Annotated in this window: 13 protein-coding genes and 3 rRNA genes; 10 read left to right on the top strand and 6 right to left on the bottom strand. The window is 65.7% G+C overall.

Translation table 11 applies throughout. From position 1 onward, the window contains the following. Positions 1 to 6: 6 nt before the first annotated feature. From rrf to QSV35_RS14720, 3 genes are all read right to left on the bottom strand, one after another. Positions 7 to 123 (bottom strand): 5S ribosomal RNA (gene rrf / locus QSV35_RS14730). A gap of 114 nt (positions 124 to 237) precedes the next feature. Next, positions 238 to 3343, bottom strand: a 23S ribosomal RNA gene (locus QSV35_RS14725). A 387-nt stretch (positions 3344 to 3730) separates the two neighbouring features. Next, a 16S ribosomal RNA gene (locus QSV35_RS14720) occupies positions 3731 to 5250 on the bottom strand. Together the 16S, 23S and 5S rRNA genes form the textbook arrangement of a ribosomal RNA operon. A gap of 569 nt (positions 5251 to 5819) precedes the next feature. Here QSV35_RS14720 and QSV35_RS14715 point away from each other — a divergent pair. Beyond that, the gene (locus QSV35_RS14715) at positions 5820 to 7085 is read left to right on the top strand and encodes a CoA transferase (RefSeq protein WP_286289539.1); all 1266 of its coding nucleotides are present in this window, start codon (positions 5820 to 5822) and stop codon (positions 7083 to 7085) included. Between the two features lie 3 nt (positions 7086 to 7088). Here QSV35_RS14715 and QSV35_RS14710 read toward each other — a convergent pair whose 3' ends face one another. Continuing rightward, positions 7089 to 7856, bottom strand: coding sequence for a DUF4184 family protein (locus QSV35_RS14710; RefSeq protein WP_286289538.1), 768 nt, complete (start codon positions 7854 to 7856; stop codon positions 7089 to 7091). Between the two features lie 77 nt (positions 7857 to 7933). On the opposite strand from QSV35_RS14710, the gene QSV35_RS14705 reads away from it, so the two are divergent. The 8 genes from QSV35_RS14705 to QSV35_RS14670 all read left to right on the top strand — a co-directional run bounded on the left by QSV35_RS14705 (position 7934) and on the right by QSV35_RS14670 (position 16200). After that, complete coding sequence (locus QSV35_RS14705) at positions 7934 to 8599, top strand: GntR family transcriptional regulator (RefSeq protein ID WP_286289537.1); 666 nt, start codon at positions 7934 to 7936, stop codon at positions 8597 to 8599. A 128-nt stretch (positions 8600 to 8727) separates the two neighbouring features. Then, a complete protein-coding gene (locus QSV35_RS14700; RefSeq protein ID WP_286289536.1) occupies positions 8728 to 9336 on the top strand; it encodes an ankyrin repeat domain-containing protein in 609 nt (202 codons plus the stop codon). Positions 9337 to 9361: 25 nt separating this feature from the next. Next, the gene (locus QSV35_RS14695; protein ID WP_286289535.1) at positions 9362 to 10234 is read left to right on the top strand and encodes an oxamate carbamoyltransferase subunit AllH family protein; all 873 of its coding nucleotides are present in this window, start codon (positions 9362 to 9364) and stop codon (positions 10232 to 10234) included. Next, positions 10234 to 11793, top strand: a complete 1560-nt coding sequence (fdrA, locus tag QSV35_RS14690) for an acyl-CoA synthetase FdrA (RefSeq protein ID WP_286289534.1) — start codon at positions 10234 to 10236, stop codon at positions 11791 to 11793. Before QSV35_RS14695 ends, fdrA begins: the two co-directional genes overlap by 1 nt. After that, entirely contained in the window at positions 11790 to 13214 is a 1425-nt protein-coding gene (locus QSV35_RS14685) for a YlbE family protein (RefSeq protein ID WP_286289533.1), read from the top strand. The genes fdrA and QSV35_RS14685 overlap by 4 nt, the downstream gene beginning before the upstream one ends. 13 nt (positions 13215 to 13227) lie before the next feature. Next, positions 13228 to 14733: a cytosine permease gene (locus QSV35_RS14680; protein ID WP_286289532.1), complete on the top strand. Its 1506-nt coding sequence runs from the start codon at positions 13228 to 13230 to the stop codon at positions 14731 to 14733. After that, positions 14733 to 15191: a nucleoside deaminase gene (locus QSV35_RS14675; protein WP_286289530.1), complete on the top strand. Its 459-nt coding sequence runs from the start codon at positions 14733 to 14735 to the stop codon at positions 15189 to 15191. The genes QSV35_RS14680 and QSV35_RS14675 overlap by 1 nt, the downstream gene beginning before the upstream one ends. 76 nt (positions 15192 to 15267) lie before the next feature. Continuing rightward, a complete protein-coding gene (locus QSV35_RS14670) occupies positions 15268 to 16200 on the top strand; it encodes a carbamate kinase (RefSeq protein ID WP_286289529.1) in 933 nt (310 codons plus the stop codon). A 71-nt stretch (positions 16201 to 16271) separates the two neighbouring features. Here the strand turns inward: QSV35_RS14670 and QSV35_RS14665 are convergent, their stop codons facing one another. After that, a complete protein-coding gene (locus QSV35_RS14665) occupies positions 16272 to 16931 on the bottom strand; it encodes a GntR family transcriptional regulator (RefSeq protein WP_286289528.1) in 660 nt (219 codons plus the stop codon). A gap of 19 nt (positions 16932 to 16950) precedes the next feature. Beyond that, positions 16951 to 18420 (bottom strand): chlorohydrolase family protein, encoded by a 1470-nt coding sequence (locus tag QSV35_RS14660; RefSeq protein ID WP_286289527.1) that lies wholly within the window; start codon positions 18418 to 18420, stop codon positions 16951 to 16953. Between the two features lie 251 nt (positions 18421 to 18671). On the opposite strand from QSV35_RS14660, the gene QSV35_RS14655 reads away from it, so the two are divergent. Beyond that, positions 18672 to 19685 (top strand): ABC transporter permease, encoded by a 1014-nt coding sequence (locus QSV35_RS14655; protein WP_286289526.1) that lies wholly within the window; start codon positions 18672 to 18674, stop codon positions 19683 to 19685. The last annotated feature ends 34 nt before the right edge of the window (positions 19686 to 19719 follow it).

Below are 19719 nucleotides of genomic sequence, written 5' to 3'. Positions count from 1 at the left end.
GAAGAAGTCCGGCGGTGTCCTACTCTCCCACAGGGTCGCCCCTGCAGTACCATCGGCGCTGAGAGGCTTAGCTTCCGGGTTCGGAATGGGACCGGGCGTTTCCCTCTCGCTATGGCCGCCGAAACACTATTGATGTTTCAAACAAGTTCACAACGTGAAAGTTCGTGTTTTGTTGTGTTCTCGGTGTTCGTACATCGAGAACCACTCAGTGGACGCGAGCAAAGCTCAAAAAGGGGTGTTATCAAGTCATCGGCTTATTAGTACCAGTCAGCTGCACACGTTACCGTGCTTCCACATCTGGCCTATCAACCCAGTAGTCTGGCTGGGAGCCTCTCACCCGCAAGGGGTATGGAAGTCTCATCTTGAGGCCGGCTTCCCGCTTAGATGCTTTCAGCGGTTATCCATCCCGAACGTAGCTAACCAGCGGTGCACTTGGCAGTACAACTGGCACACCAGAGGTTCGTCCAACCCGGTCCTCTCGTACTAGGGTCAGATCCTCTCAAACTTCCTACGCGCGCAGCGGATAGGGACCGAACTGTCTCACGACGTTCTAAACCCAGCTCGCGTACCGCTTTAATGGGCGAACAGCCCAACCCTTGGGACCTACTCCAGCCCCAGGATGCGACGAGCCGACATCGAGGTGCCAAACCATGCCGTCGATATGGACTCTTGGGCAAGATCAGCCTGTTATCCCCGAGGTACCTTTTATCCGTTGAGCGACAGCGCTTCCACAAGCCACTGCCGGATCACTAGTCCCGACTTTCGTCCCTGCTCGACCTGTCAGTCTCACAGTCAAGCTCCCTTGTGCACTTACACTCGCCACCTGATTGCCAACCAGGTTGAGGGAACCTTTGGGCGCCTCCGTTACTTTTTGGGAGGCAACCGCCCCAGTTAAACTACCCACCAGGCACTGTCCCTGAACCGGATTACGGTTCGAAGTTAGATATCCAGAGTGACCAGAGTGGTATTTCAACAATGACTCCACGTGAACTGGCGTCCACGCTTCACAGTCTCCCACCTATCCTACACAAGCCACACCGAACACCAATACCAAGCTGTAGTAAAGGTCACGGGGTCTTTCCGTCCTGCTGCGCGTAACGAGCATCTTTACTCGTAATGCAATTTCGCCGAGTTCGCGGTTGAGACAGTTGGGAAGTCGTTACGCCATTCGTGCAGGTCGGAACTTACCCGACAAGGAATTTCGCTACCTTAGGATGGTTATAGTTACCACCGCCGTTTACTGGGGCTTAAATTCGCAGCTTCGCCTTGCGGCTGACCGCTCCTCTTAACCTTCCAGCACCGGGCAGGCGTCAGTCCGTATACATCGTCTTGCGACTTGGCACGGACCTGTGTTTTTAGTAAACAGTCGCTACCCACTAGTCTCTGCGGCCTCCAAACGCTTTCGGAGCAAGTCCTAATACGTCGAAGGCCCCCCTTCTCCCGAAGTTACGGGGGCATTTTGCCGAGTTCCTTAACCACGATTCTCTCGATCTCCTTGGTATTCTCTACCTGACCACCTGAGTCGGTTTGGGGTACGGGCGGCTGGAACCTCGCGTCGATGCTTTTCTTGGCAGCATAGGATCACCCACTTTTCATCCGCATCGTGTCTCAGCCTGTATGACTCCCGGATTTGCCTAGGAGTCGGCCTACGCACTTGCACCAGGACAACCATCGCCTGGCTTGGGCTACCTTCCTGCGTCACACCTGTTAATACGCTAACCGCCTCAGCATGGGGTCGTGTGCTAGGCCCAACGCTTCACCCCGAAGGGATCCGTCAAAGGGATTCAGACACTTAGCACCACTGGATTGGTTTGGGCGGTTCTTCGCCGGTACGGGAATATCAACCCGTTGTCCATCGACTACGCCTGTCGGCCTCGCCTTAGGTCCCGACTTACCCAGGGCAGATTAGCTTGACCCTGGAACCCTTGGTCTTTCGGAGGACGTGTTTCTCACACGTCTTTCGCTACTCATGCCTGCATTCTCACTCGTGTGCCGTCCACGGCTGGGTCACCCCGCCGCTTCACCCGGCACACGACGCTCTCCTACCCATCAACACGGCTGGACCACGAAGGCCTACCACTAATGTCAATGCCACAACTTCGGTGGCGTGCTTGAGCCCCGTTACATTGTCGGCGCGGAATCACTTGACCAGTGAGCTATTACGCACTCTTTCAAGGGTGGCTGCTTCTAAGCCAACCTCCTGGTTGTCAGAGCAACTCCACATCCTTTCCCACTTAGCACGCGCTTAGGGACCTTAGTTGGTGGTCTGGGTTGTTTCCCTCTCGACTATGAAGCTTATCCCCCACAGTCTCACTGCTGCGCTCTCACTTACCGGCATTCGGAGTTTGGCTGACGTCAGTAACCTGGTGGGGCCCATCGGCCATCCAGTAGCTCTACCTCCGGCAAGAAACACGCAACGCTGCACCTAAATGCATTTCGGAGAGAACCAGCTATCACGAAGTTTGATTGGCCTTTCACCCCTATCCACAGCTCATCCCCTCAGTTTTCAACCTAAGTGGGTTCGGCCCTCCACGACGTCTTACCGTCGCTTCAGCCTGGCCATGGATAGATCACTTCGCTTCGGGTCTAGGACACGCGACTGAATCGCCCTATTCAGACTCGCTTTCGCTACGGCTACCCCACACGGGTTAACCTCGCCACGTATCGCTAACTCGCAGGCTCATTCTTCAAAAGGCACGCTGTCACACCTACCAGGGGTGCTCCAACGGTTTGTAAGCAAACGGTTTCAGGTACTATTTCACTCCCCTCCCGGGGTACTTTTCACCTTTCCCTCACGGTACTTGTCCGCTATCGGTCATCTGGGAGTATTTAGGCTTATCAGGTGGTCCTGACAGATTCACACGGGATTTCTCGGGCCCCGTGCTACTTGGGATACATCTCACGCCGGTCACGCATTTCGGCTACGGGGCTGGCACCCACTATGGCCGGCCTTTCAAGACCGTTCGCCTATACGCTCGCGTCACGTCGACCACTCGGCAGAATGATCAGAAACGTCCCACAACCCCCACCATGCAACTCCTGCCGGATATCACACACAATAGGTTTAGCCTCTTCCGGTTTCGCTCGCCACTACTCACGGAATCACGGTTGTTTTCTCTTCCTGCGGGTACTGAGATGTTTCACTTCCCCGCGTTCCCTCTACCCGCCCTATATATTCAGGCGGGAGTCACCAGGTCGCACAAACGCCTGGCGGGGTTTCCCCATTCGGACATCCTCGGATCAAAGCTCGCTTATCAACTCCCCGAGGCTTATCGCAGATTGCTACGTCCTTCTTCGGCTCCAGATGCCAAGGCATCCACCGTTTGCTCTTAAAGACTTGAAATCACATGAGCTGATCTATCGATCAATTTATGGATGACAACCCCGAAAGGTCGCCATCTTTAAGATGCTCGCGTCCACTGTGTAGTTCTCAAAGTACGAACAGCACCCCACCACCCGGCAGCAACAGCCACCAGCCAACGAGGCCTGTAGAAGTACCGAAACCGAACCCGCCCCACAAGGAGACGACCCGGTGCCCGGTCCCTCAGGACCCAACAACGTGCACGCGCCCACCCCATCCCCCGAACCCGTTCCCACCGCCGAAGCAGCGTACTGAGATCCAGAAGACACGATGAGCGCCTTGTCAATATGTTCCACCCATGAGCTCCGGTCGGGAACATTCGTCCCGAATCCGGCTCTGTCGGTCCCGAAGAACCGCAGTGCTCCTTAGAAAGGAGGTGATCCAGCCGCACCTTCCGGTACGGCTACCTTGTTACGACTTAGTCCTAATTACCGATCCCACCTTCGACGGCTCCCTCCACAAGGGTTGGGCCACCGGCTTCAGGTGTTACCGACTTTCATGACTTGACGGGCGGTGTGTACAAGACCCGGGAACGTATTCACCGCAGCGTTGCTGATCTGCGATTACTAGCGACTCCGACTTCATGAGGTCGAGTTGCAGACCTCAATCCGAACTGGGACCGGCTTTTTGGGATTCGCTCCACCTTACGGTATCGCAGCCCTTTGTACCGGCCATTGTAGCATGCGTGAAGCCCAAGACATAAGGGGCATGATGATTTGACGTCATCCCCACCTTCCTCCGAGTTGACCCCGGCAGTATCCCATGAGTTCCCACCATTACGTGCTGGCAACATAGAACGAGGGTTGCGCTCGTTGCGGGACTTAACCCAACATCTCACGACACGAGCTGACGACAACCATGCACCACCTGTATACCGACCTTGCGGGGCGACCATCTCTGGCCGTTTCCGGTATATGTCAAGCCTTGGTAAGGTTCTTCGCGTTGCATCGAATTAATCCGCATGCTCCGCCGCTTGTGCGGGTCCCCGTCAATTCCTTTGAGTTTTAGCCTTGCGGCCGTACTCCCCAGGCGGGGAACTTAATGCGTTAGCTGCGTCACGGAATCCGTGGAAAGGACCCCACAACTAGTTCCCAACGTTTACGGGGTGGACTACCAGGGTATCTAAGCCTGTTTGCTCCCCACCCTTTCGCTCCTCAGCGTCAGTTACGGCCCAGAGATCTGCCTTCGCCATCGGTGTTCCTCCTGATATCTGCGCATTCCACCGCTACACCAGGAATTCCAATCTCCCCTACCGCACTCTAGTCTGCCCGTACCCACTGCAGACCCGAGGTTGAGCCTCGGGATTTCACAGCAGACGCGACAAACCGCCTACGAGCTCTTTACGCCCAATAATTCCGGATAACGCTTGCGCCCTACGTATTACCGCGGCTGCTGGCACGTAGTTAGCCGGCGCTTTTTCTGCAGGTACCGTCACTCACGCTTCTTCCCTGCTAAAAGAGGTTTACAACCCGAAGGCCGTCATCCCTCACGCGGCGTTGCTGCATCAGGCTTCCGCCCATTGTGCAATATTCCCCACTGCTGCCTCCCGTAGGAGTCTGGGCCGTGTCTCAGTCCCAGTGTGGCCGGTCACCCTCTCAGGCCGGCTACCCGTCGACGCCTTGGTAAGCCATTACCTCACCAACAAGCTGATAGGCCGCGAGCCCATCCTGAACCGAAAAATCTTTCCAACCCCCACCATGCGGTGAAAGCTCATATCCAGTATTAGACACCGTTTCCAGCGCTTATCCCAGAGTCCAGGGCAGGTTGCTCACGTGTTACTCACCCGTTCGCCACTAATCCCCCCAGCAAGCTGGAGTTCATCGTTCGACTTGCATGTGTTAAGCACGCCGCCAGCGTTCATCCTGAGCCAGGATCAAACTCTCCGTAAAAAACGATTGCCACGAACAACCGGGAAAAACGGTCAATCCGCAGCGAGTTCAATCATGACCAAAAAACGAACATCATTGCTGACATTCAAAATTGATCCAAAGGAATTCTCACCAGGTCAAAGACCCGACGAGGATAATTTGGCATATGACAAGTGCACGCTGTTGAGTTCTCAAGGATCGGACGCACCCGCATCAGCACCTCCCGGCGCCTCTCTCGGGGCAACTTCTCTATCTTATCCGATCCGCTGTCATTGTCAAATCGACCGCCGCGGCTTTCACCGTGACGATTCCTCCGACGAACAGACGAATCAGCACCCCGAACCGACACGACGGACTTCAGTCCGAATGAAGGTTTGGGGTTCTTGTCCGCTGCTTGAGGGGAGCAAGGCCTTCCGGCCCTTCGCTCTACCCTTTGGGGCGAACAACAAGAACATTACGGGGAACCAGGACACCCCACAAATCCGCACTGCAACCCGGGCGTGTCATGCCCGCCCAGGCCCGTGGCCGCGCGCGACGCCTGCACTCCAGCGGCCATGTGCACGGCCCCATCCCGGCGGTACGGTGACGTCATGGCCGATCGACGTCCGCCTGTCCCCCTCCCCGCCCGCACCGACGTCGCCCAACTCGCGTGGCGAAGCGTCGAGCGCGCGTCCGCTGCGGGAGCCGCGCTCGCCGGGGCCGAGAACGCTCCGTTGGACGGACAGCGGATCGCGGTCGCGTATGCGGGCGACCGCCATCTGCGCCTGGACGGGGAGTCGATCCGCGGGTTCGCGCCGCTCTCCGGGTTCTTCCGCACGACGGACGGGTGGGTGCGCACCCATGGCAACTATCCCCACCACGCCTCCGCTCTGCGGCGCGGCATCGCCCTGAGCGCTGATGCCGACGTCGACACGGTCACGACGGCTCTCGCCGGAATGCGCGCGGAGGACGCATCGCGGCGGATCGTCGCGGAGGGTGGGATCTGCACGCCCGTGTACGAGGAGGGGCCGGCGACAGACGAGGCGCTGCGCGACACTCCGCTCCTGCAGGTCGACCGCATCGGCGACGCCGCCCCCCACGCACGGATCTCCGGCCCGACCGAGGCGCCGCTGCGCGGCGTCCGCGTTCTCGACCTCACTCGCGTGATCGCCGGCCCCGTGTCCACCCGGACCCTCGCCCTCCTCGGGGCCGACGTCCTGCGCATCGACCCGCCACACCTGCCGGAGATCGAGCTCCAGCATCTCGACACGGGTCATGGGAAGCGATCCGCCCTGCTCGATCTGCGCGACGTCGCCCACCGGACGAGATTCGAGGAGCTGCTCGCGACCGCCGATGTGCTCGTCACCGGATACCGGCCGGCGGCGATGGCGGCGCTCGGTCTCGATCCCCACGCGGTGGCGACAGCGCATCCCGGCATCGTCACGGCTCGCCTGTCCGCGTGGGGAGAACCCGACCGGCGCGGGTTCGACAGCATCGTGCAGGCCGCCTGCGGCATCGCCTGGATCGAATCCGCCGACGGCGAGCGCCCCGGTGTGCTGCCGGCACAGGCGCTCGACCACTCCGCCGGCTATCTGCTCGCCGCCGGCATCATGGAGGCCCTCGCCGCACAGCGGGCGGAAGGCGGTTCGTGGCGCGTCGAGACGTCGCTCCGGCGAGTCGCCGCCGAACTGCTCGGCCTGCCGCGCACCGCGGCGTCCACCCCCGACCTGGCGCTCGACACTGCGGGCCATACGCAGGACTTCGAGATCGACGGGCATCGCCTCACGACCGCGGGCCCCGCCGTGGCCTACGCCGGGTCGCCGCGCTGGTACGCGCCGCCGCGCCCGTGGGGACGCGACCGCGCCGAGTGGCACTGAGCCTCACGCCACGGCGGCGGCGCGGCGACGCGTCTGGACGACGATGCACAGAGCGAGCGACACCGCCGCCCACACCGCAACGGCAGGCGGCAGCACGCGGTAGGCGAGGTGCTGCGGCGTGAAGTCGTCCGTGAACGGTCCGAGCGCCGCGAAGCCCGCAGCCCAGGCGATCAGGAGGACAGCGGGCAGCGACACCCACCATCCGACGCGCACGAAGCCGGGCATCACACGATGCACCGCCGCGGGCACGCGGGCACGCATCCAGACGGCCGCCGCGACGGCGAGGATCACGAGGCCCACGAAGGAGGAGCCGTACTGCAGCCATTTGTATGCGAGAAGCGGGCCCCACATCCCCTCGAGCCCGAGCGCGACGACGCCGGGCCTTCCTTCGTGTGTGAACGCGTCCCACAGGATGTGCGTCGCCACCCCGAGGGCCAGTCCGAGGAAGAGGATGGGGATGCGGCGGCCGGGGCGAGGCATCCGATATCGCTCGTCCCACTCCCCCGGGAGACGGGCGGCCGCCCATCGCGGCGAGAGCTCGCGAACGCCCGGGCGGATGACCATCCACCAGACCGCGAGGAGAAGTCCCGCGACGCATGCCGTCAGCGGTATCCACGCCCACGAGTGAGTGACGGCGTAGGAGAGCGGCGTCCCGCGCACGAAGAGCGGCAGATCGGGAGTCATCGCCCCAGCCGCGACCGCCGCCGCGAGTCCTGGCATCGAGCGTGCGAAAGGAAGCGCCACGATGGCATGACTCGGGGTGAACGGCATCCCCCGAACCTACCGAACCGCAGAAACCCGCCTGGCGAACCCGGGCGGGATTCCCGGCCGCCTCTATGCTTGCTCGCATGAGCGAGATCGCCGCCGCCGTGGACGAGGCGCCCTCGCTCGTCGACATCGGGCTCGAGTACATCCGCGACCGGATCGTCTCCGGCGAATACCCGCCCGGCACCCGGCTCAAAGAGCGCGACCTCGTCGACCGGATCGGCATCTCGCGCGTGCCCGTCCGCGAAGCGCTGCGGAGTCTCGCGACCGAGGGCTTCGTGACGCTCAGTCCCCGCCGGGGTGCGGTCGTGACCCCGCTCGAATTGCAGGACCTCGACGAGATCTTCGAGGTCCGCGAGGCGCTCGAAGTGTTCGAATGCACGCTCGCCGCGCAGAAGGCGCGCCCCGACGAGGTCGCGCGACTCCTCGCGACCGTCGACGAGGCCGAAGCCGCGATCGCCGCCGGCGACCACGAGCGCGTCGTCGACGCGAACCAGCGCTTCCACGCGGTGCTCGTCGAGATGTCCCACAACGACGTCCTCGCGCGGATGCTGGAGCCCATGCGCAACCGGCTCAACTGGCTCCTGCGCCAGAACGACGACAACCTGCAGCTGTGCCGCGAGCATCGCGGAATCGCGGATGCCATCGCCGCCGGGGACGCCCGGAAGGTCCGCCGGCTCGCGGCGGCGCACGTCAACACCTCGAAGAAGATCGCCACCGAGTGGCTCTTCGGCGCCCGCGCGCGCTGACCGCTCGAGCCTCCGGCTGAACCGTCACGGTTCGTCGTTTTTTGGTACACCAAATATGCGATATGGTATGCCAAACGGCTCATGCCGGAGGCAACAGTCGCGGCGCAGCCGCGAGAACGAGGTGGAAGATGCGCCAGCCGCTGCAGACCCAGACCGATTGGCCGACGCTGGCCGCCACCGCTCCGGCTGACGCCATCGCCGGCGCCCTGGCATCGGGCGCAGACATCGACGCCACCGACACGCAGGGACGCACTGCGATCCTCGTCGCCGCGAAGGCCGGCCGCCTCGACATCGTCCGGCAGCTCATCGCCGCGGGCGCCGACATCGACAAGCAGGACCAGATCCGGCTGAACCCGCTGCTGTGGGGATGCATCTCCGGCAACCTCGACCTCGTCATCCTCATGGTCGAGGCCGGCGCCGACATCGAGCGCCGCACCCGCTTCGACGGCGTGGCGATCCACCCGCCGGCGGAGAAGGGCTTCGTCGAGATCGTCCGCTATCTCGCTGAGCAGACCGACTGTAACGTCAACCACACGAACCTCTGCGGGTGGACGCCGCTGCTCGAGGCGATCATCCTCCGCGACGGCGGTCCCGCGCAGCAGGAGATCGTGCAGCTCCTGCTCGCCGCCGGCGCCGACCCGGGCATGGTCGACCAGTGGGGCACCTCTCCCCTGCAGCACGCCCAGGAGAAGGACTTCACGGAGCTCGCCGGCATCCTCGCGGACGCCCTGCGCTGAGTCCCGATCGCGAGAGGTGACGACGGTGCGGACGGCCACGGCGATCTCGGCGGATGCCGAGCTGCTCGCGGCTCCCCCGTCGGCGCTCGCAGGCAGAGTCCACTCGGTGTTCCGGTCGGTCGTCAACATCGCGGTGTCCGACGGGTCGCTGTGGTGCCTCGCGGCCAGTGCCGTCGCGCCCGGGCCCCGCACGGTCACCGTGGATGCGGCATCCTTCGCCGACTTCGGCATCGCACCTGGACAGCCGGTCGCCGTCGACGATGCCGCCGTGCGCATCGACGAGGCGCTCATCGTCTCCCTGCGCGGCGCCCGCGTGTGGGAGCCGGCCGAACTTCCGGGCCCCGTCTCAGCCGCGCGGGTGCACGAACTCGAAGGCGCGCTCGACGACCTCGGGATCGCCGGCGGCGCCCGCGGAGGCGACGACGTCTTCTCCCGCGCGGTGTCCGACCGCATCAGCACGGGCCTCGCGGCGATCGCGGCGGCGGTGGACGCGCAGGATGCCGACGCCGTCGGCCGCGCCGCGACACGTCTCGTGGGGCTCGGCACAGGACTCACCCCCGCCGGCGACGACGTCCTCACCGGGCTCGCCTACGCGTCCGCGCGGCTGGGTGGACGGCTCGCGATCGTCCCGGACGCCGTCGCATACGCGGCATCGTCCGGCTCGACGCACGAGATCTCCTTGACCGCGATGCGCGAGGCGTGCCGCGGCCGCGCCGTGCAGCCGCTCTCCGACCTCCTCATCGCGCTCTGCCGAGGAGACGACGCGCCGCCGGGCGAGCGCGCACCCATCCGCGAACTCACGGCCGCCCTCGTCGGGCTCGGCCACACATCCGGCACGGACCAGGCCACAGGACTCCTGGCGGCCGTGCGCATGACCCAAGGAATGCGAGGAAAGTGATGCCCACCAGGTCACTGATCAAGAAGAACACCTACATCGACTCGGTGTCGCTCATGGCGATCTCGACGAAGGCCGGCGCCCTCGAGGGCGTGACCAACGCCGTCGCGGCCATGGCCACCCCGATGAACAAGGACATCCTGACGAACCAGGGGCTCATCACCCCGGAGATCGAGGAGTCGACACCCGGCGACCTCGTGCTCATCGTCGTGACGGACGGCGACGAGGCCGGCGCCGACGCCGCGCTCGAAGGCCTCATCGCGCTCCTCGACCGCAAGCCCACCGGCGAGGCTGCGGAGATGACGTATCGCACGATCGGCGCGGCGGCGGAGGGCCGGTCCGACGCGAACATCGCGGTCATCTCGGTCAACGGCGAGTACGCCGCGCACGAGGCGCACAAGGCTCTGGATGCGGGCCTGAACGTCATGTTGTTCTCGGACAACGTGGCCGTCGCCGACGAGATCGCCCTCAAGCGCAAGGCGCACGACGCGGGCCTGCTCGTCATGGGACCGGACTGCGGCACCGCCATCATAAACGGCGTCTCGCTCTGCTTCGCCAACAAGGTCCGCCGCGGCCGCATCGGCATCGTCGCCGCGTCGGGCACCGGCGCGCAGGAGCTGAGCGTCCGCATCCACGACTTCACCGCGGGCGTCTCGCAGCTCATCGGCACCGGCGGACGCGACCTGTCCGCCGAGGTCGGCGCGATCATGATGCTCGACGGCATCGATGCGCTCGACGCCGACGCGAGCACCGACGTCATCGTCGTCATCTCGAAGCCGCCGGCAGACGAGGTCGCCACGAAGGTGCTCGATCGCCTGGCCGCCTCGTCGAAGCCGGCCGTCGCCTGCTTCCTCGGCGCGACCGAGGAGCTGAAGCAGGCCGGGGCCGCCCGCGGCATCCAGGTCGAAGGCCGCACGAAGCCCGCCGCCCTCGCGGCCGTCGTCGCCGGCGGCGTGCGCGAGGAGGACCTCGACCTGCACCCGCTGAACCTGCCGCTCGTCGCCGAGGTGCGCGCGAAGCTCAAGCCCGAGCAGAAGTACATCCGCGGCCTGTTTTGCGGCGGCACGCTGTGCGACGAGTCGATGTTCCTGGCGCTCGAGAAGTTCAGCGACGTGTACTCGAACATCCAGAAGGACCCCTCGAAGAAGCTCAAGGGCACGGATGCGTCCCAGGGTCACACGTTCCTCGACTTCGGCGAGGACGAGTTCACCAACGGCAAGCCGCACCCGATGATCGACCCGTCCAACCGCATCGAGCGCTTCCTCGTCGAGGCGGCCGACCCCGAGGTCGGCGTCATCGTCATGGACTTCGAGCTCGGCTACGGTGCCAACGCCGACCCGGTCGGCGTCATGCTGCCCGCCATCGTCGAGGCCAAGAAGAACGCGGCGGCCGCCGGCCGTCACCTCGAGATCCTCGCCTACGTCCTCGGCACCGGCGAGGACGAGCAGGGCTTCGACGAGCAGGTCCGCAAGCTCACCGACGCCGGAGTCACCTGGGCGTCGTCATCCACCAACACGGGCCTCCTCGCCCGCGAGTTCGTCACCAAGGGAGAGAACGCATGAGCACGGTCGCTGAGATCTTCAGCCGCCCTCTGTCGGCGATCAACGTCGGCGCGTCGATGTTCGCCGACGACATCCGGTCGCAGGGCGCGGCCGTCACCGACCTCGACTGGACCCCGCCCGGGTTCGGCCAGCCCGAGGTCGTCGCCGCCCTCGCGACGCTCGCGCGCGCCGATCTCGCCGAGAAGATCGACGCCGCGAACGCCGAGGCCGTGAACCGCATCATCACCTCGCAGCCGGTTCTCGTCGGCTTCGGCCAGGCGATCGACGTCGTGCCCGGCATGACGAGGAAGACGATCCTCCACGCCGGTCCCCCGATCGAGTTCCAGCGCATGGCCGGCCCCATGAAGGGCGCCGTCACCGGTGCCCTCGTGTTCGAGGGGCTCGCCGCGAACCTCGACGAGGCGTACGAGCTCGCCGCATCCGGGGAGATCGAATTCTCCCCCTGCCACGAGCACCAGACCGTCGGCTCCATGGCCGGCGTCACGAGCGCCTCGATGTTCATGCACGTCGTGGAGAACCGTCCGTACGGCAACTACGCGTACACGAACCTGTCCGAGCAGCTCGCGAAGATCCTCCGGATGGGCGCGAACGACCAGTCGGTCATCGACCGCCTGAACTGGATGCGCGATGTGTTCGGCCCGATCCTGCGCGACGCGATGGTAGCGGCGAAGGAGATCGACCTGCGCATGATGCTCGCGCAGGCGCTGCAGATGGGCGACGAGGCTCACAACCGCAACAACGCGGGCACGACCCTCCTGATCCAGGCGCTCGCACCGCACATCTTGGACTCGGGCTTCTCGACGAAGGACAAGCAGGACGTCTTCACCTTCGTCGCGTCGTCGGACTATTTCTCCGGCCCGACGTGGATGGCGGCCTCCAAGGCGGCCATGGACTCGGCGCACGACATCGAGTACTCGACGATCGTGACGACGATGGCACGCAACGGCGTCGACTTCGGCATCCGGGTGTCCGGCCTCGGCCAGGACAACTGGTTCACCGGCCCCGCGCAGTTCATCGAGGGCCCGCTGTTCCCGGGCTTCACGAAGGACGACCGCGGCCGCGACATCGGCGACTCGGCCATCACCGAGACGTACGGCATCGGCGGCTTCGCGATGGCGGCGGCCCCGGCCATCGTCCCGCTCGTCGGCGGCACCGTCGACGAGGCCATCGGCTACTCGCGCACGATGATGGAGATCACCACCGCGACGAACCCGAACCTCACGATCCCGATCCTCGGCTTCCGCGGCACCGCGACCGGCATCGACGTGCGCAAGGTCGAGGAGAGCGGCATCCTGCCGATCATCAACACGGCGATCGCGCACAAGGACCCGGGCATCGGCATGATCGGCGCGGGCCTCACGCACCCGCCGGTCGAGGCCTTCCACGCGGCGGCGATCGCGCTCGCCGAGAAGTACCGATGAGGCGGCGACCGCTGTGACCGACTCGACAGGCGTCCTCGACGCCGACGGCATCGTCGACATCCCCGACGCCGAACTCGAACGCCTGACCGCCGAGGGATACCCGGCGGAGGTCCTGCCGCTCGCCAAGAGCGGCAGGACCTGGAAGACGCGCGACTACATCACGGTGTGGATGGGGCCGGTGCACAACCTGCTCTCGTACTTCACCGTGGTGGGCTTCTTCGCCCTGGGCCTCTCGGCCTGGCAGGTGGTGGGCGCGATCATGATCTCGGCCGTCATCGTCTCGGCCGGGTACGTCCTCAACGGCGTCTCCGCAGCGCGCTACGGCGTGCCGTTCGCGATGCTGCTGCGCGATGTCTTCGGCATCAAGGGCGCCGTCATCCCCGCCTACGTCCGCGGCCTCGTGGCCGGCTTCGTGTTCTTCGGCCTGACGACCACGTCGACGGCCCAGGCTCTCGACGTCGTGTTCGAGCAGATCTGGCCCGGATACCGGAACTTCGCGGGGAGGGCAGAGTTCCTCGGGCTGCCGATCCCCACGCTGATCTCGTTCCTCATCATGCTGACGATCACGATCGCGCTGTACCTCGGCGGGCAGAAGTTCCTCGGGAAGTTCTCCAACTGGTCGTCGCCCGCCGTCTACGTGCTCGCGGTGATCGCCGTGGTCCTCGCGCTCGTCAACGCGGGCGGGTTCCAGAAGGCATTCGAGTTCCACCCGGTGGACACGCCGGTCACCCCGATCATCTTCATCGCGTGCGTCTCGGCGCTCGTGTCGAACTGGGCGGGTCCGATCGTGAACATCTCCGACTACTCGCGCAACGCGAAGGCGGCGCGCTACCCGGCGATCGGATTCCCCGTCGGCATGATCGTGTCCTACATCCTGTTCGCCGTCGTGACGGTCTCGTTCATGGCGAGCCTCAACGCGACGACCGGCGGGAAGTTCGACATCAACAACCCGGCGGTGTTCGTGGATGCGATCGGCTCGATCGGCAACCCGTTCGTCATCGTGCTGCTGATCCTGGCGTTCAACACCGGGGCGACGGCGTTCTGCGTCTTCGGCAACATGCTGCCGAGCGGACTGCAGCTGACCGCGTCGCTGCCCAAGGTCTTCACCGTGAAGACCGGCGGGCTCGTCGCCGCGGCCCTCGGCACGCTCATGCTCCCGTGGCTGTTCGTGAAGAGCACCGGCATCCTGTTCCTGTTCTACGGGTTCATCGGATCGATGTTCGGCCCCATCGCGGGGCTCATGCTGGCGCACTTCTTCTTCACGCGCCGCGGCCGGCTGCGCCTCGAGGACATGTACACGGCGGCCGGCTCCCACGGCCTGTACCGCCGCGGCATCAACACGAAGGCGGTCGTGATCCTGATCGTGAGCTTCGTGGTGACGATGGCGGGTGCGTTCACGCCTGAGATCGCGTGGCTCCACACGATCAACCAGTTCGCGTTCTTCGTCGGACTGATCATCGGGTTCGTCGGCTACCTCGTGGCGGGCGGCGCGCAGACGCAGACGGGGAAGGAGTCCTGATGGACGAGTACTTCCGGCTCGCGTGCGAGGCGACCCTGGCGGGGATGGATGCGGGCACCGGCGGTCCGTTCGGCGCGACGCTCGTCGACCCGGACGGGAAGGTCGTCGTCGCCGTCGGCAACACCGTCGGGCGCGACCTCGATCCGTCGGGGCACGCCGAGCTCGTGGCGGTGCGGGAGGCGTGCCGGACGCTCGGCACGCTCGACCTGTCCGGCCACACGATGTACGCGACGTGCGAGCCGTGCCCGATGTGCGTGGCCGTCATGATGCTCGCGGGAATCACGACGTGCCACTACGCCTCCACCGACGCGGATGCGACCGACGGCGGGTTCCCGGTCGATCACATCCGCGACTTCCTCGCCGGCACGCGGCCGGAGGCGTTCACCCTCGTCCACGAACCCGACGGACGTGAGGACTGCGCCGGCATCTGGACGAGCTGGCACGAGAAGACCGACTGAGACGGATGCCGCGGCCTGCGCAGCTGCCCGGCCGCTGCATCCCCTCCCCTGAACCACTGACAACGGAGAACATGACATGCGAATCGTCGTAGCCCTCGGCGGCAATGCCCTTGCCCGCCGCGGAGACCCCATGACCGCGGACCGGCTGCGCGCCAACGTCCGCTCCACGTGCGAGGCCCTCGCCGGCCTCGCCCGCGAGCACGAGCTCGTGATCACCCATGGCAACGGCCCCCAGGTGGGTCTGCTGGCGCTGCAGAACCTCGCCTACCGCGACGTCGCGGCGTACCCGCTCGACATCCTCGGCGCGGAGACGCAGGGCATGATCGGGTACGTCGTGCAGCAGGAGCTGTCGAACGCCCTCGACGGCGAGCGCAACGTCGCCGGCATCATCACGACGACCGTCGTCGACGAGAACGACCCCGCGTTCGAGCGTCCGACGAAGCTCATCGGCCCGCAGTACTCCGCCCATGACGCCGCCGAGGCGGCCGCGGAGTACCGCTGGACGATAGCGAAGGACGGCAAGGCGTTCCGCCGCGTGGTCCCCTCGCCGAATCCGATCCGGATCGTGCAGGCGCCGCTCGTGAAGCAGCTGCTGGAGAGCGACTACCTCGTCGTGTGCGTCGGCGGCGGCGGGGTTCCGGTGCGCACCGACGCCACCGAGAAGCGCCACTTCGGCGTGCAGGCCGTGGTCGACAAGGACCTCGCGAGCGCAGCGCTGGCCGCCGACCTCGAGGCCGACATGCTCATCATGCTCACCGACGGCGACTTCGTCAGCCAGGACTGGGGCACGCCGCAGCAGAAGGACATCCTCACCGCCTCCGTCGACGCGATCTCGGAGCTCAAGTTCGCCGAGGGCTCGATGCAGCCGAAGGTGGATGCCGCGATCCGCGTCGCGCGCGCCGGCGGCCGCGTCCTCATCGGCCCGCTGGACCGTCTCGACGAGCTGATGGCCCGCACGATCGGCACCGAGATCCGCCCGGAGCTCAAGGAGGGCATCGTCTACGTCTGACGATCCTCACGATGCAGCGCCCGCTCGGTTCGCCGGGCGGGCGCTGTGCTGTCGTGCGTGTCTCGGAGCCGCTACCAGCCGAGCCGGACGGCGAGGGCGCCCATGACCGACTCGCGGGCGAGTTCGAGGTGCGCGTGGGTGTGGGCACCGGCGGCCTCGACGTTGCCCTCGGCGACCGCGTGGAAGATGCGGCGGTGCTCCTCGTTGTGCTCGCTCTCGCGAGTCGTCGGCGTCAGCCGGAAGACCCACTCCATGCGCCCGAGCATCGGGGCGAGCGCGCGCATGAGGAGCGAGTTACCGGACAGCCGCACGACCTCGGCGTGGAAGTCGAGCGTCGCCTGCCCCGTGACATCGGCGTCGCTCGAGTCGATGCTGCGCCCGAGGGACTCGGAGAGGTCGTCGACCGCCTGCCCCTCGGTGCGCACCCGGCCTGCCGCCCGGCGCGCGGCGAACGGCTCGATGCACAGGCGCGCGTCGAACAGCTCCTCGATGTCGGCCCGGCCGACCTCGGCCACGCGCGCCCCGCGGTTCGGGAGCGCGACGACGAACCCTTCGGACTCGAGCCGCTGGAGCGCCTGACGGACCGGGATGCGGGACACGTCATGCTGCTCCGAGAGGTCGCGCTCCTTCAACCGGCTGCCCGGCTCCAGATCGCCCTCGACGATGCCGCGCCAGATCTCGCGGTACACGCCTTCGGCCCTCGCCGCGGCGGCGGGAACGCTGCTCAGCATCCACTTCCTCCGGCGGTTTCTAGGGCTGCTCGGCGGCTGTGAAGACGGGTGGGAACAGCTCGGTCTGCAGGTCCTGCCGGTAGTCGCGCTCAGGGTAGGCGGCGCGCATCTTCGCGAAGAGCACCTGCATGTCGCGGCGCACCGCGTCGAGGTCGACCCCGGGGATCTCGCCGTCGCGCATGACCGTGCGGCCGGCGACCATCGTGAGGCACGCGTCGCGGGCGCTGCCGGCCAGGACGAGCGTGCGCAGCGGGTCGTCGACGGCGCCCATCCGGACATCGTCGAGCCGGAAGGCGGTGAGGTCGGCCTGTGCGCCCACGGCGATGCGGCCGAGGTCGGGGCGGTGCAGCGCTGCAGCTCCGCCCAGGGTCGCCGCCTCGATGTAAGCGGCGAGGTCCCCGAACGAGAGGTCGTGGTTCTGCACCTTCGCCACCGATACGCCCGTGTCGATGCCGCGGATGAGGTCCGGCGGGAAGGAGTCGGTGCCGAGGGAGATCGTGAGCCCTGCGGCGCCGTACCGCGCGAAGGTCTCCAGCTCGGACCCGTAGCGGGCATTGGTGAGCGGGCAGTGCACGATGCTGACGCCCGCCTCCACCAGACGCCCGAGATCGCCCCGGTCCTCGCCGTGGACGCGCGGGTTGACATCGAGGAAGACGCCGTGCGGGACGATCAGGCGATCGTTCAGCAGGCCGCTGTCGGCGATCAGCTCGAGCGGCGTGCGCCCGAAGCGCTCGATGACGTACTCGCGCTCGAACTCGCCCTGCAGCGCGTGGAGGCGGACGAGCGCCCCCCGCGCGGCGGCCGCGGCCGCCGTGGCCTGGAGAAGCTCGCCGGTGAGGGTCTCGATCCGGCACGGGAGGAAGACACCGGTCAGGAGGGGATCCTCGCGCGCGGTGATCTCGTCGACGAAGCGTGCGGCATCCTCGAGGCCGCGCCATCCCTCCTGCTCGTCGAAGAGCACGTCGCGCGTGCCGTCGGCCTGCACGACGTTGACGCCCGAGCGGTAGCTGGGACCGAGGAATCCGCGCAGGCCGATGCGGCTTGCGAAGTCGGCCATCGCACGCAGCTCGTCGGCAGGCTCCGCCCATGCGGAGTGGACCTCGGAGGCGATCGGCATGAACGACGTGATGCCGTGCAGCGCGAGCTGGACGAGCGCGATCTCCCGCGTGCGGGCGCGCTCCTCCGGGGTGAAGACGGCGTGGCGGCGCTGGAAGTAGTCCGCCGACCACTGCAGGCGCCGCGCCTGTGCGGCATCGCCCCAGGAGTCCAGGATCAGGTGATCGATGTCCGACAGCGCATCGAGGTCGATGAGGCCCGGCATCAGGACGCTCTCGCCGAGATCGATCCGCTCGTCGTGGGCGGGCGCCTGGGCGGACGGCCCGACGAAGGCGATCCGGTCGTCCTCGACGAGGACGGCGCCGTCGGACAGCGTCCGGTGACCGGTGCCGTCGTACGAGATGACGTGGTCGGCGGTGACGAGCGTTCGCATCTGGCTCCTTCGCGCGGATGTGATTTGGTATCCCGATTGTAGGGAGGACCTCGCGTGTCTGGCAAGCGTCGTCGGCCGCGCCGGTGGATTTTCGATGAAGCTCCGCGAGTCTAATATCCTGATCAGGAGCTGGTTCTTGCCTGTTCAAGTCGAACTGAGACATGGTCAGATGCGCATCGTCGCTTGTTTTGGTATTCCACGTTGGTATACAGTTTGGCCATCCCCCTAGCCCGTGAGCATCAAGGAAGATTGTGACGGCAACTACTGCGGCGACGCCGAAGACGGAAGTCCTGCCCATCTCCTCGACCAAGGTCAAGACCGGCCGTTCGCTGCTGGGCACCGCCTGGCTGCGCATCCGGCGCAGCAAGATCGCGCTCCTCGCGCTGGGCGTCGTGGTCGCGCTGATCCTGTTCGCACTGCTCGCGCCGCTCCTGACGGCGATCGAGGGGCAGGACCCCTATACGACGCACACCGGGCCCGAGTACCTCGACAACTTCACCACGCCGGGTCTGCCGCTGCCGGGCTTCATGTACCCGTCCGCCCAGCACTGGCTCGGCATCGAACCGGGGCTCGGCCGCGACCTGTTCGCCCGCCTGGCGTACGGCGCCCAGATCTCGCTGCTCATCGCCCTGCTCGCGACGATCGTGTCGGTCACGATCGGCACCCTCATGGGCGCTGCGGCCGGCTTCTTCGGCGGGAAGGTCGACGCGTTCATCAGCCGCACGATCGACCTGTTCCTCGCCTTCCCGCACCTGCTCCTGGTGCTGTCCCTGACGCCGATCCTCGCGTCGCGACTCGCGAACACGCCCCTCGGCAAGGGCAGCTTCGTGCCCGTCGCCTCCCTCATCATCATCCTGGGCTTCTTCGGCTGGGCCTACCTGGCACGCGTCGTCCGCGGCCAGGTCCTCAGCATCCGCGAACAGGAGTACATCGAGGCGGCGCGCTCGTACGGTGCGAACCACCGCACGATCATCCTCAAGCAGGTCGTCCCCAACGTCATGGGCGTCGTCCTCGTCTACGCCACGATGATGATCCCGATGAACATCACCGCCGAGGCGGCGCTGTCCTTCCTCGGTGTGGGCGTCAAGGACCCGACCGCCTCGTGGGGCCAGATGCTCAACGCCGCGCAGACCGGCAACTGGTATCTCGCCGACCCGTGGTTCCTGATCGTCCCCGGCACCGCGCTCGTCATCTGCGTCCTCGCCTTCAACCTCCTGGGCGACGCCGTCAGCGACGCCCTCGATCCCAAGGCATCCCGCCACTGACCCGCGCCCGCATCCGCGGGCGTCCCCCCTGGAA

This window comes from Microbacterium candidum, assembly GCF_030315975.1.
GTDB classification, from domain to species: Bacteria; Actinomycetota; Actinomycetes; order Actinomycetales; family Microbacteriaceae; genus Microbacterium; species Microbacterium candidum.
Note: the sequence above shows the minus strand (reverse complement) of the source record. Positions and strands in the feature narration are given on the sequence as shown.